Origin of the sequence: Methanosarcina sp. A14 (assembly GCF_001729375.1) — an archaeon.
In the GTDB taxonomy this organism is placed as follows: domain Archaea; phylum Halobacteriota; class Methanosarcinia; order Methanosarcinales; family Methanosarcinaceae; genus Methanosarcina; species Methanosarcina barkeri.
The window spans coordinates 1-11,763 of record NZ_LZPK01000376.1 but is presented as its reverse complement, the minus strand read 5'-3'; the positions used below and the strand labels follow the sequence as shown (position 1 = coordinate 11,763).

The window sequence follows — 11,763 nt, the reverse complement described above, 5'->3', positions numbered from 1 at the left end:
TAACTGCGTAAGTCCTAGTACTAAAATCATATCTACAAAAGCACTTGAAGTAATAAATAATTAAAAAAAGTAATGGAGAAAAAAGCTCTCCAAACACGCAATACTTCTAAACATAATCAGACAACTTAGTCAACTATCCCGCCTGTGTTTGCGGAATGGACTGAGCGCTGGTACCTGGCAAGGTAACCTGTGACCTCAGTTTTTGGAGGTATGAAGGCAGCTTTCCGTTGCTTAAGTTCTTCGTCTGAAATTTTCAGGTTCAGGGCTCTTTCAGGAATATTGATTTCAATCATATCTCCATCTTTCACAAGAGCAATTGGCCCTCCTTCAATAGCTTCAGGGGAGACATGACCGATGCAGGGTCCACGAGTACCTCCGGAAAAACGTCCGTCAGTTATTAGAGCAACCGATTCCAGCAGGCCCATACCTCCAAGTGCGGCTGTAGCTGCAAGCATTTCCCGCATTCCAGGGCCACCTTTCGGGCCTTCATATCGTATAATTACAACGTCTCCAGGTTTCACATTGCCTGCAAGGATACTTTCCATAGCAGCTTTTTCGCCGTCATAAACCCGCGCAGGACCTGTATGAACATGCATCCGGGGATCAACTGCGGCTTGTTTTACAACCGAACCTCCAGGAGCAAGACTGCCTTTAAGGACTGCAATTCCTCCCTGAACATGAATTGGATTTTCAAGAGTTCCTATAATCTCTTTATTAAGCTTCGGATTAACAATGTCCAGTTCCTTCAGGTTTTCCCCAATAGTCTTGCCGTTGACAGTACATTGCTCCAGATGAAGTTTCGTGGAGAGTCTCTGCATAATTGCCTGAACTCCACCTGCTCTGTCAAAATGCAACATAAAATTTGACCCTCCAGGACGAAGCGAGATCAAGTGAGGTGTTTTCCGGCTCAGTTCATCAAATTTATCAAGAGGGAGATTCAGCCCGAATTCATGGGCAAGGGCAGGAAGATGCAGCGTGGTATTTGTGCTACCTCCGACTGCCATGTCTACCATTATGGCGTTCTCAAAAGATTTAAAAGTGACAATCTTTCTGGGAGTCAGGTTCTCTTTAACCATTTCGACAATACGCTCACCGGATTCCTTGGCAATTCGGACCTTTTTTGCATCCACTGCATGAGCAGTTGCACAGCCCGGAAGACTCAGGCCAAGCGCTTCGGTCATGCAGGCCATAGTATTTGCAGTAAACATCCCTGCGCAGGACCCGGCTCCATTACATGCAAAATTTTCAAGTCTTTTAAGATCGTCGTCTGAAATCTTGCCTACTCTATGAGCCCCTACTCCTTCGGAGACTGAAATGAAATCCTTGTAACCGTCATCGATGTATCCAGGGAGCATAGGCCCTCCGGTTACAACAATTGCAGGGATATCAAGTCTGCCTGCTGCCATAAGGTGACCTGGCACAATCTTGTCACATGTGGGAATGAGGACCATACCATCAAACTGATGAGCTTGAACCATCAGTTCAATTGTATCTTCAATAATTTCTCTGCTGGGAAGGGAATATTTCATACCCTCGTGCCCCATTGCAATACCGTCGCAGACTCCTATGGTAGAGAATTCAAAAGGAACTCCTCCGGCATTCCTGATTCCGGCTTTTACAGCCTCAGCAAGTTTGTTAAGGTGCATATGACCAGGAATTATATCGTTCCAGGAATTGACAACTGCAATAAACGGCTTTCTCATCTCGGAATCTGTGACTCCGGTCGCTTTTAGAAGTGAGCGATTGGGAGCCTTTTCCGGTCCCTCTTTGATGATATCGCTTCTCATATTAAATCTCCATAAAATCTCGTAGTGAAGATAAAAAGTTATAATATATATACGACTTACGCGCTTGAAGCTAAATTAGAGAGATTAAACATTCTCGATAAAGTAGAGAATCCAGATATTAAGAGTATTCGTACAGATCTCTAACCTATTAAATTAGAAGATAAGTTTATTAACCGTCAACAGTTATTGGAACTGGAAATCACTTATAGAGAATAGCCACCTCTGAGATGATATCAATGGATTCAATGGAAAAAATATTTGGAAAAACCGCACAGATGACAGTTCTTAAGAACTTGATAAAAAACCAGAACGAACCAACCTATCTTTCAGGGATAGCTGAAGAAACTGGTCTGTCTCATTCCAGCGTATCAAGAGTTATTACACCTTTGGTTCTTTCAGGTATTGTTCAGGAAAAACCCCTGGGTAAGCAAATCCGAACTTTCCAACTGAACATGGACAATGAGGCAACTGGTGTTATCATAGATTTTTACAGCAAAATTAATCAGATACTGAACTAAGTCTGAGTAATAAGAAGTAAGGGAAGTTAAAACTTCCCACAGTTATTTTTTTATTTTTTTGTCTCCTTAAAATTCATACAAAACTTTCATAATTGGCTGAAGTGGCCTCTCGCGTAGTTTTATCCTCAGTTTATCCTCAGTTTATCCTCAGTTTATCCTCAGTTTATCCTCAGTTTATCCTCAGTTTATCCTCAGTTTATCCTTGTTTTATCGCTTGATAGACAAAAAACTCCAGCAAGTGTATTTTTTATACAGTAAAGTCCGACCTGATGTAGCCACGTGCGCCTTTTTAAAGTAAGCCTTGTTGCCCCAGAGACCCGTAAAATATTTAGATTTTTAAAATAAGTTTTAATTTTTAGAGTAATATTTGGATTTTAAGATGATTTTTGAGCCTTATAGGAAGTTTTGAGTTTTAAAAATGAGCCAGAAAATGACCATTTCAATGATATTTAGAGAGCCTATAAGCATTCAGGACTCAATTGAAATCTCTATTTTTAGTACTCAACCAGCCACAGCAGCCAAAACAAACTGAAACCCATAAGATTAAATATGTTTTATCCTTATTTCCCTTGAAATCGGCGCTGGTAAGGCGATAAGAACCAGCTAACGTCCAAAAATAAACAAAAGACACATTAGGAAAACCTAACACTATAATTCTCGCCAAAAAATAAATCAAATACCTTATAATTAGTATGGTGAAAATGAGAATTATTTACTTATCTTATTTAATCCCGCATTCGAGTCCCGAAAAGTGGGGACATTCAGTTAATTTCAAAATTTAAAATTGAGGTTTATAAATGCAGTACCAGGCAACAGTTAGAATTGAACAGAAAGCAGGTATGCTTGACCCGGAAGGCACTACCGCAAAAAGGGCCCTCGGACAACTTGGCTACCAGGTCAGTAGCGTAAAGACCGCAAAGCTTTATGAAATCGTGCTTGAGGCCGAGTCTGCCGAGATTGCAAACCAGAAAGTTGATGAGATGTGCCAGAAACTTATTGCAAACCCAATTATCCATAATTATACAATCGAGCTCAAGGAACTTAACTGAGGCGTGTGGATAAGCGACTAAGGCATAAGAAAAAGCCAAAGCTTTGAAAATTGAGGGAAAAAAATGAAAATTGCCATACTTCAGTTCGGAGGCACAAACTGCGACCAGGACGTCCTGCATGTCCTTAAAGACGTTGTGGGTGTGGACGCCGAGACTGTCTGGTACAAACAAGAAGATCTGACAGGTTTTGACGGAGTCGTCGTCCCTGGAGGATTCTCCTACGGAGACTATCTCAGGGCAGGAGCAATTGCAGCCCGCACTCCAATAATGAACTCAGTAAAAAAACTCGCAGCCGAAGGTAAGCCTGTGCTTGGGATCTGCAACGGCTTTCAGATTCTTACCGAAGCCCGGGTGCTTGAGGGTGCTCTGACAACTAATGAGTACCCGAAATTCCGGTGCCATTGGACTAACCTCAGGGTAGAGACCGTTGATACGCCTTTCACCTCGAAGTTCAGGAAAGGTGAAGTTATCAGAATGCCTATTGCCCATATGGAAGGTCAGTTCTATGCCGAAGAGAAAACTCTGGCCGAGCTTGACGAAAACGAGCAGGTTGTCTTCCGTTATGTGGATGAAAACGGAAAAGTAACGGATGCAGCTAATCCTAATGGTTCTCTAGAAAATATTGCAGGAGTTGTAAACACTTCAAGAAATATCTTAGGTCTCATGCCCCATCCGGAAAGAGCTTCCGAATCGATCCTGGGCTCAGACGATGGTCTACGAGTTTTCGAGTCCATGGTGGATTATATTACTGAGAATTTCTAAAAATTTCGAATATATATTCCAATTTTATTTTTTATATCTCCGCATTTTTCTTTCTTTTATTTTTCAGAACTTTTTTGTAGTTTCTCTAATACTTACTTCAGTTCGGCTTTTTTTAGTTCTTCCCGGATATTTTCTACAGTCTGCCAGGACTGCCTGACTATTTCAGGGAACTTCCCTGAGTGCTCTTTTCCCCAGTTCAACAGGAATCCTCTTGTCTTCGGGTCTGAGGGGTAACCGCTACCGAAGTCGAGGCCCCATTCTTTCTTAAGCTCTTCGATAAGCTCATCCCTGCGTACCTTCGCAATAATTGAGGCTGCCGATACAACGGGATAAGTAGCATCGGCCTGATGCATGGAAATTATTTCTATTTCTTTTGCATGTTCAGGGTTGGTTTTTGAGTATTGCTTGCGGATGTTGGTTGCAAAACGTTCTTCATTGACATCAGCAGCATCGGCATATAAGAGGTCAGGCTTTAACTGTTCGAGCACTTTTGAAAAACAGACCACCATTATCTCGTTCATTGTCATAATTTTCCGGAGTTCGTCAATCTGAGAAGGGCTGACCTCAAGAACAAAAAAGCCGTCTGCGTGTTTTTTAATTTGGGCTGCAAGCTGTTCCCTTTTTCTGGGAGTCAGTTTCTTGGAATCCGCAACCCCTAGCACTTTGAGGATATGTTCTCTGGATTCCTCAATTTTTACGCCTCCTATGCACATGGGCCCGATTACAGGGCCTTTTCCGGCTTCATCAATTCCTGCGATCATCATTTTTCGGTTGTCTCCTGATTTGAAGGAAGAGAGCTTCTTATTATTTATAAAAGTTAATAAAGGTATAGTTTGCCCTACAGAATCTCTGAAAAAATGAAAATCCATTTACAAAAGTATTCACAGGTTCAAAAAACGATTAGGAATCCCTTTTCCGTTCTCACTATATGGACACTCTGACCTCCGGCTATTCTTGACGCTTTCTGTCCACATGTTGCCAAATTTTTCCAAATTCGCATAATGAAAACTAAAGGAGTAAAATAAGATAAACACTCAAAACTGCAAAGATTATATAAAGAGTATAAAGAGACGCAAAGCTGTAGATTCTAGCTCATAGGAGATCTGAGTTTCCAGAACCTGTGATAACGGGAGAAATTTTTTGTCCTGAAAGATTGCTTTCATGATCTGAGGAACAGGACTGCAAATAATATTTACCAAGAGATATCAATCTTAGCAAGGATCTTTTATATGTCTTCAAGGTTCAACGCAGGATGAAAGCTGTCAACAGTTTATATTAATTGCTGCTTTATACTTTTTCAAACAACAGAGGATTCAGACTCAAGTTTCTTTAACCAGATTCCACATCCCGAATTTTTCAATGCCAGTGGCATGTATTCCTTCACAAGATCGTGATTCATTTGCCCCATATAGTCATTAAAATATAAAATTTCGTAATTTTTATTATTTATAAGTAATGCCTTTAAGAAGTATGCTTCATTCCATGCAGAACCCTGTTCCAGCCATTCAATAGGGTATTCAAATGGCCAGAAGATATCGTGAAAATGGATAATCACACCAGGTTTCAGACGGGGAAGTACTTCGGTAAGAATAAAAAGAACATCGCTCCCAAATTTCACAACATGAGAACTATCTACAAACAGAATATCCCCACTGTTCAGCTCTTCAAAAAAAGACAAATCTACAGTTTGAACCCCTTTTCTCAAAAGAAGCTTATCAGGATCATCTCGGTCAGACAATAGGCTTAAAACAAGCTCTGGATAAGGCTCAATAAAAGTTATCTTCGTTTTAAGGTTTAACAGTTCGCAGGTGTCCAGAGTAACAGTTGACGAATAACCTGATCCTACTTCTATAAGCCTTTTTGGTTTAAAGTAATTGATCATGCAAAATAATACAATTGCGTCCCCGTAACTATACCATTCGTCTCCGTTAAAAAAATACCTGGTATTGTTCTGCTTGAAACCATCTCCAAACGGGATTACGGAAATATATTTCTGGAATTGTTTTAGTAATTCTATCTGCTTATCACCATTAATCTCAATTCCAGTCGGGTTCCGGAATTTGTCGATTTTTTGATATAAGTCCAAGATGTCATCCAGATTTGTTAATGGAGAGTAAAAATGTCCTGGAGGAGCAAATTTAATTGTAGGACTCATGAGATACTTTACGCGCTCAGCATATTCATCGGAATTCAAAAAAGATACTAAGATTTCGTGTTTTGGTGTACCTTCATTCAATATTTTGGTATAATATTCTCTTCCTTCAGGATCAGGAATTCTGCCTAAAATTCTGCTGTAACAATAACTGATAAATTCGTCAAAATTCTGCTCTGATTTCAAACTTTCATGAGGTTCTACTGAGGGATTTTTTAGGCGCCCTGCATATTCATTAGAGTTCAAAAAAGATACTAAGACTTCATGTTTTGGTACACCTTTGTTCAATAAGTCAATATAATGTTCTTTCCCTTCAGAATCAGGAACTCTACCTAAGATCTTGCTATAGCAATAATTGATAAATTCATCAAAATTCTGTCCCATCCTCAATTCACCTAGCGAATCCACTTACTTAAAGAACTTTCCAGTTAACTGAAAAATTATAGCATTATATCTTTAACTGCCTTAATACTGGAATTGAAATCACAATGTTTGTGTACTTAATTACAGATATCAAGCAAGTAATTTCTGTTCAAACATTCCAGTATTCTCTATATTAGGTTAGTTTATTGGCTAGCTATAGAGATATTGAAAACATTTAAGCATTTATATACACAAATTTTAATATAAATTTGCTTTTTAGGCTCTGAATGTTAATTTAAACTAAAATGTATTAAAAGTAATTGTTTTGATCTTACAATCAAGACAGCAATATTAATCTCCAGAACATTGCTGTCCCAGGTGCTTCTAGCTTATTTTTTGTTTCTAGCTTATTTCTTACAATTTTTAGACCTGCAAAGTTGATTCTAGCAGGCAGGCTCAAGAATGTGTTTAATTTCATGGTTGGGAGTAAAGTATTAGCTATAAAGAATTCACACCTGAATTTTGGAAGAATTTCCTACCTGAATTTAAAGTCAAAAATACTTATTGCCCAGTTGTAGAATTGGTTGAATATTAAGACATCCTTCTGTGCCTGCTATATAAGGGACTCTGGAACAAACTCGCCCCCGTGGCTTTCAATCCAATCGAGTTTTCAGCCTACAGGCTTTCCAGAGTTTCAAGATCACACTGAGATTCTTCAAACACCTCACAAACAAAAGCATTAAATCTAAAGTAGAGTATTTTGGGAGTTAAATTATAGTTATTCTCACGATGAGTTACACCTAAAAGAAGGGATCTCTAAACATTTTTTAATACATTATGTTCTTGATTCTTTCTAAATATTAAGTGTAAACGTTACGATTGATATTAGATTTCCACATCTCTTGGGGATGAATCACCAATGCCAGTAATTACCTTACAGTACGACGACCTAGAAAAACTCACAGGAACCGATAAGGAAACCATTATAAAAAGAGCGCCCATGATAGGGGCCGATATCGAAAGAGTTGAAGAGGAATCTATAGATATCGAGTTTTTCCCTGACAGGCCTGACCTTTACAGTGTAGAAGGAGCAGCCAGGGCAATGCGGGGTTTCCTGGACATCGAGACCGGACTGTCAGAGTATGAGATAAAGCCTCCAAAGGTTTCAATCTCGGTTAGTGAGGAGATACTTAGAATCAGGCCTTTTCTCGGGTGTGCGGTTGTAAGGGGCATAAAATTCACATCTTCGTCCATAAAATCCCTTATGGACCTTCAGGAAGACCTGCACTGGGGGCTTGGAAGAAACAGGAAAAAAGTGTCTATAGGCGTGCATGATATTTCGAACGTTAAGCCGCCTTTCAGGTATATGGCTGTAGACCCGAGTTTCGAGTTCGTGCCACTGGACTACACTGAAAAAATGAGCATGACCGAAATCCTGGAAAAGCACCCAAAAGGCACGAGGTTTGCCCATCTTGTCAGGGGCTTTGAGAAATATCCAATAATCCTGGACTCAGACGATAATGTGCTGTCCTTCCCGCCTATCATTAACGGGACACTTACAAGTGTGACCGAGAGCACAACCGACCTCTTTATTGATGTTACTGGACTTGGAGAAGCCGTTTATACCGCCCTGAATATTGTTGTTACCGCCCTTGCGGAAAGAGGTGGCCAGATCGAATTCGTAAAGGTTATCAGGCCCGATTCCGGAGAACTTATCCTGCCTGACCTTGAACCAAAAACCAGGTTCCTTACAAAAACTGAAGTAAAAGACCTTCTGGGCATGGAACTCTCCATCGAAGAAATTGTTAAACAACTTGAGAGAATGCGCTTTGGAGCAAAAGCCCTTGACGAAGAAACCATCGAGGTAAAAGTCCCGGCTTACAGGGCCGATATTCTTCATAACTACGACCTTGTAGAAGATATTGCCAAAGGTTATGGATATGAAAATATTAAAGTAAAGATTCCTGAAACCTATACCCCAGGAAAGTCTCACCCGATTTCCCTGCTTCGCGCTCCCGTAAACGAGATAATGGTAGGGCTCGGCTACTATGAGGTCATGCCGTTTACGCTTACCAGCGAAAAAATTAACTTCGATAACATGTGCAGGCCAAAAACGGATGATGTTACCTATGTGCTTCACCCGATCAGCGAAGACCAGACAATGATTCGGACAAACCTGCTTCCGAACCTCCTTGAAATTCTTGCCTTAAATCAGCACAGGGAATTGCCTCAGAAGATTTTCGAGTTCGGCGAGGTCGTAAATAACGAAATAACCGGCCAGCACGTAGCTGCAGTCTCGATTCACCCGCAGGCCAACTTTACCGAGATCTATGAGGTTGTAGACGCTCTGATGAGGGAAATGATGCTTCCCTACAAGGTAAAAGAGTCCGAAGATCCTGCATTCCTTGAAGGCAGGCGGGCTGATGTTTATGTCAATGGCAAAAAACTCGGAGTCTTTGGAGAATTCCATCCTGAGGTCATAAACAATTTTGCCCTTGGATACGCAGTTGTCGGGTTTGAACTTGACCTCAATGACCTTATTGTTTAATATTGGTTAAAAATAGATTTTAAGTTGAGAAGAGACAGTTGAGAAGAGACTCTTCTCTCCTTTTCTTTTCTTTTCTTCTCTTCTATTTTTCCTCTGATTCTTTCCTTTCATTTTCCCTCCGATTCTTTTCTTTCATTTTCCTCTTTTTCTTCTCTCTTCTCTCTTTTTTCCTTCACTTTTCTTTCAGCATTTTCCCCATTTCGGCTGCGATTTTTCTGACTTCGGAAATCTCTTCAGTCTCAGCTAGCCTGTAAGTAAGTTCAAGCAACCTTTCTTTCAGGGAACCAAGTTCATCAAGAGTAAAGTTAAGCTCTTCAAGAAGGACCCCCAGGGTTTTTATCTCAGTTATCTCTAAAAATTTTTCAGGGCCTGCTTCTATAAGGGAAAGTGTCTCAGGAGAACTGAGGTCAACATCATATTCTTCCTCGAAATCTCCCTTCGGGATCGTTTTAGACCAACTCACACTCCTGATATGTCTGATAAAATCACTGATCTGCCGATACTCATAGTCTCCGGTAACTTTTCCAATCAGCATCTCGTTCCTGGTTTTTAGTGGAACTGCCACAAAGTCTCCTTTCTTTATTTTTGTGATAAATGAGTATATCTCTCCTGTCCAGGCAGAACTACGCTCTTCCTGCATCCCGGGATATTTCTCGAGCATTATTTTCTTTACCTGTGCCTCATTTCTAACGCCTGACAAATCCGGGAATTCAGCCCACCCTATTGTAATTACACTGTTTTCCAGAATCAGTTCTTCATCTTCCAGGGTGCCTGCAGCTTTGAGCAACCAGAATTTCATGACCTGCCTCCTTTTTATTTTAATTTTGCCTTTATCTAGAAATTTTACTTATATTCCCAATTTACTATTTTTCAGGTTTTTATAATTGGTTATAAATCAACCGTTACGCCGGTTGATCACTCCGATAGGGTTTGGAAATAAGATTTTCAAACTCAAACGTTTTTCGGGGTTTTCGGTCAAGCATTTTTTTTAAAAGGGTTGCGGGCAAGCAGTTTTTTTTAAAAGGGTTGCGGGCAAGCAGTTTTTTTTAAAAAGGGTTGTTTGAAAAGGCTTGAGTGACATCCTAGATGCGCTTGCAGAGGCAGTCACTGAAAAAATAGGACAAAGGTACGAATTTCAGGATGTGCCCGGCAAGTCCAAGAAAGACTATGAATGACTGAATATCCAGTTTGTTTTTTAATTCTTCGCAGGCTTGGATTTCAAGGACAAAGCTTTCATAGAGTATATCCGCTAGAGTATGTCCGTTATCTGTTACTGGATATCTGAATTAGTATCAATCGGGGCCTTAATCAGGTGTTACTGAAAAAACGATTTCTCATTCAGAGGTTCGGCTGCTTCCAGATAGTACCTGAAAAGTTCCTTTCCCCAGCATAGTGCTCTTTCTCCAGAAGACAGGATTAGCTGGTCCCTTAACTTTCCATTGTTTTCAAAGAGTTTAAATGCAATGATCTTATCCGTTACAATCAGGGATGGGATTGTTGTCGGCCTTCGTGATATAAAAAGCCTGGAGTTAACTGCTCTGGACAGTTTCTCTGCTTCTATACGATTATTTAAAAATAAACGCTGTGCAACACTTTCGGTCATACAGAGTACAATTTCAGCTCCCGTCTCCGCAAGTTCGGTATAAATTGAAGGAGCTTGAGGGTGAAAATAGGATACAAAGGTTAGGGTCTCCTTGAGCTTAGAATACTATCCCGGAGTATTTTTGGGGTTTCAAAAAGGTGTCCGACGTCAGGTTCCAGTAGCTCGCAGTGCCCTAGTTCGCCGATTCTCTCCAGCAGGAACTCAGGAATCGAGCTTAAATCGTGGCTCAGCCAGTATTCAGTATTTTCTCCTAAGGTCTCAGTCGTACTGAGCAGGGGCTGCATATTTTCAACTATTATCTCTCCAATCTCGGACAAACTGTAAATTTTGCCTTTTTGGGTTATCAGGCCGGAATCTTTCATTTTTTTCATATGGAGCTGGATCGAACTGGCATTCACATTAAGCAATTCTTTTATCTCATCAACGTCTCTTGGTTTTTCCTTTAAGAGTAGTAGAATATCTTTTCTTCTTCCAGAAAAAAGAATCAGGTTAAGAAGGCAGTGTTTCATTTTTGCTCACTTCCGGTCTCTACCTTTGCCTCTATACCAATATCATAAAAACTTTTTGATTATGGATCATTGGTTTTTAACTATTTTATTGTATTTTATGTTGTATGTTATGTTGTGTATGCAAGGTTTGATCAGTACAGTTTTATTGGTTTTAGAAGTAGTAACAACAAAAAAGATAAATCTTAAAGTATATTTCTTGTTCTTATAGTATTTTTTTGGTTCTTAAATCAACGTGGTGAGAACACTGATTTCTGAAAAAAAATATTCTTCACACTGCAAAGGTTCTGAAGAAATTGAACCTCTAAGACCTGACGGTTTGGCTAATAGCTCAATCAGTAATTCAATCCACAGTTGCGGTGTTCCGGTGAATAACCCAATGAACAACGCAGTCCGTAACTCAATGAGTGACTCAATAAACAACCAGGCCAATGACCCAATAAGTAGTTCATTGAATAACTCACTGAATAACTCA

Annotated in this window: 11 protein-coding genes; 4 read left to right on the top strand and 7 right to left on the bottom strand. The window is 40.0% G+C overall.

Annotated features, from left to right (window positions below):
- Nucleotides 1–125: 125 nt before the first annotated feature.
- Nucleotides 126–1,787, bottom strand: coding sequence for a dihydroxy-acid dehydratase (ilvD, locus tag A9239_RS16990; RefSeq protein ID WP_048155180.1), 1,662 nt, complete (start codon nucleotides 1,785–1,787; stop codon nucleotides 126–128).
- A 236-nt stretch (nucleotides 1,788–2,023) separates the two neighbouring features.
- Between ilvD and A9239_RS16985 the strand changes: the two genes are divergently transcribed.
- The 3 genes from A9239_RS16985 (at nucleotide 2,024) to purQ (ending at nucleotide 4,116) form a co-directional block, all read left to right on the top strand.
- Entirely contained in the window at nucleotides 2,024–2,305 is a 282-nt protein-coding gene (locus tag A9239_RS16985; RefSeq protein WP_048118442.1) for a MarR family transcriptional regulator, read from the top strand.
- A 797-nt stretch (nucleotides 2,306–3,102) separates the two neighbouring features.
- Nucleotides 3,103–3,354, top strand: coding sequence for a phosphoribosylformylglycinamidine synthase subunit PurS (purS, locus tag A9239_RS16980; RefSeq protein WP_048118445.1), 252 nt, complete (start codon nucleotides 3,103–3,105; stop codon nucleotides 3,352–3,354).
- Between the two features lie 63 nt (nucleotides 3,355–3,417).
- On the top strand, nucleotides 3,418–4,116 hold the full coding sequence (gene purQ, locus A9239_RS16975) for a phosphoribosylformylglycinamidine synthase subunit PurQ (protein WP_048118448.1): 699 nt from the start codon (nucleotides 3,418–3,420) through the stop codon (nucleotides 4,114–4,116).
- Nucleotides 4,117–4,208: 92 nt separating this feature from the next.
- Here purQ and rnhB read toward each other — a convergent pair whose 3' ends face one another.
- Together rnhB and A9239_RS16965 are read right to left on the bottom strand one after the other, a co-directional pair.
- Nucleotides 4,209–4,880 carry a ribonuclease HII gene (rnhB, locus tag A9239_RS16970; RefSeq protein WP_048118451.1) on the bottom strand — a complete coding sequence of 224 codons (672 nt, stop codon included), beginning with the start codon at nucleotides 4,878–4,880 and terminating at the stop codon, nucleotides 4,209–4,211.
- A gap of 533 nt (nucleotides 4,881–5,413) precedes the next feature.
- Nucleotides 5,414–6,652, bottom strand: coding sequence for a DUF4214 domain-containing protein (locus A9239_RS16965; RefSeq protein ID WP_052712737.1), 1,239 nt, complete (start codon nucleotides 6,650–6,652; stop codon nucleotides 5,414–5,416).
- Nucleotides 6,653–7,550: 898 nt separating this feature from the next.
- Between A9239_RS16965 and pheT the strand changes: the two genes are divergently transcribed.
- Nucleotides 7,551–9,179 carry a phenylalanine--tRNA ligase subunit beta gene (gene pheT, locus A9239_RS16960; protein ID WP_048118454.1) on the top strand — a complete coding sequence of 543 codons (1,629 nt, stop codon included), beginning with the start codon at nucleotides 7,551–7,553 and terminating at the stop codon, nucleotides 9,177–9,179.
- A 172-nt stretch (nucleotides 9,180–9,351) separates the two neighbouring features.
- Here pheT and A9239_RS16955 read toward each other — a convergent pair whose 3' ends face one another.
- The 4 genes from A9239_RS16955 to A9239_RS19975 all read right to left on the bottom strand — a co-directional run.
- Nucleotides 9,352–9,978: a restriction endonuclease gene (locus A9239_RS16955; protein ID WP_048118457.1), complete on the bottom strand. Its 627-nt coding sequence runs from the start codon at nucleotides 9,976–9,978 to the stop codon at nucleotides 9,352–9,354.
- Nucleotides 9,979–10,494: 516 nt separating this feature from the next.
- Complete coding sequence (locus A9239_RS20715; protein WP_230669091.1) at nucleotides 10,495–10,782, bottom strand: transcriptional regulator FilR1 domain-containing protein; 288 nt, start codon at nucleotides 10,780–10,782, stop codon at nucleotides 10,495–10,497.
- Between the two features lie 80 nt (nucleotides 10,783–10,862).
- The gene (locus tag A9239_RS20710; RefSeq protein ID WP_230669089.1) at nucleotides 10,863–11,291 is read right to left on the bottom strand and encodes a winged helix-turn-helix domain-containing protein; all 429 of its coding nucleotides are present in this window, start codon (nucleotides 11,289–11,291) and stop codon (nucleotides 10,863–10,865) included.
- A 222-nt stretch (nucleotides 11,292–11,513) separates the two neighbouring features.
- Nucleotides 11,514–11,763 (bottom strand): hypothetical protein (locus A9239_RS19975; protein WP_218104641.1); only part of this gene is annotated, 250 nt, incomplete at its 5' end.

Excerpts from the sequence above, each read along its gene's own strand:
- A9239_RS16985 (WP_048118442.1), top strand. The coding sequence starts at position 2,024 with ATGGATTCAATGGAAAAAATATTTGGAAAAACCGCACAGATGACAGTT.
- A9239_RS16955 (WP_048118457.1), bottom strand. The coding sequence starts at position 9,978 with ATGAAATTCTGGTTGCTCAAAGCTGCAGGCACCCTGGAAGATGAAGAA.
- A9239_RS20715 (WP_230669091.1), bottom strand. The coding sequence starts at position 10,782 with ATGACCGAAAGTGTTGCACAGCGTTTATTTTTAAATAATCGTATAGAA.
- purQ (WP_048118448.1), top strand. The coding sequence starts at position 3,418 with ATGAAAATTGCCATACTTCAGTTCGGAGGCACAAACTGCGACCAGGAC.
- A9239_RS20710 (WP_230669089.1), bottom strand. The coding sequence starts at position 11,291 with ATGAAACACTGCCTTCTTAACCTGATTCTTTTTTCTGGAAGAAGAAAA.
- ilvD (WP_048155180.1), bottom strand. The coding sequence starts at position 1,787 with ATGAGAAGCGATATCATCAAAGAGGGACCGGAAAAGGCTCCCAATCGC.
- A9239_RS16965 (WP_052712737.1), bottom strand. The coding sequence starts at position 6,652 with ATGGGACAGAATTTTGATGAATTTATCAATTATTGCTATAGCAAGATC.
- pheT (WP_048118454.1), top strand. The coding sequence starts at position 7,551 with ATGCCAGTAATTACCTTACAGTACGACGACCTAGAAAAACTCACAGGA.
- rnhB (WP_048118451.1), bottom strand. The coding sequence starts at position 4,880 with ATGATGATCGCAGGAATTGATGAAGCCGGAAAAGGCCCTGTAATCGGG.
- purS (WP_048118445.1), top strand. The coding sequence starts at position 3,103 with ATGCAGTACCAGGCAACAGTTAGAATTGAACAGAAAGCAGGTATGCTT.